The organism is Aeromonas sp. MaB10011B, from assembly GCF_017939325.1.
Classification (GTDB): Bacteria; Pseudomonadota; Gammaproteobacteria; order Enterobacterales; family Aeromonadaceae; genus Aeromonas; species Aeromonas caviae.
This window is the reverse complement of the sequence record NZ_JAGKRK010000045.1, coordinates 1-386: the sequence shown is the minus strand read 5'-3', so window position 1 is coordinate 386 and position 386 is coordinate 1. Positions and strand designations below refer to the sequence as shown.

1 protein-coding gene is annotated in these 386 nt (G+C 50.3%); it reads left to right on the top strand.

Going from position 1 to position 386, the window contains the following annotated elements:
• Nucleotides 1-18 precede the first annotated feature (18 nt).
• The coding region (tnpA, locus tag J9893_RS12990; RefSeq protein WP_210600943.1) for an IS200/IS605-like element ISAs26 family transposase at nt 19-386 on the top strand (368 nt) is incomplete at its 3' end.

The window sequence follows — 386 nt, the reverse complement described above, 5'->3', positions numbered from 1 at the left end:
GCCCGATTGAGTGACAGAATGCAATTCACTAAAATTAATAAATCACGCCATGCGGCCTACGTTTTGCACGTACATTTGGTGTTTATCACCAAGTATCGAAAGCCGATATTGGGGGATCTGCATCACGCTTCCTTCGGTCAGTGTGCGGCAGAGGTTTGCAGAGATTTTGGTGCGGAACTGAAAGAGTGTGACGGAGAGGCTGATCATGTTCACATGCTGATAGAGTACGCGCCAACGGTGCAGCTATCGGTACTGGTGAACTCGTTAAAGGCGGTCACATCAAGGCGACTGCGTAATGAATTTCTGGACTTGAGAGGTGCTTACAGCAAACCCGTACTCTGGTCACGCTCTTACTTTGCGGGCTCTTGCGGCGGAGCACCGTTGGA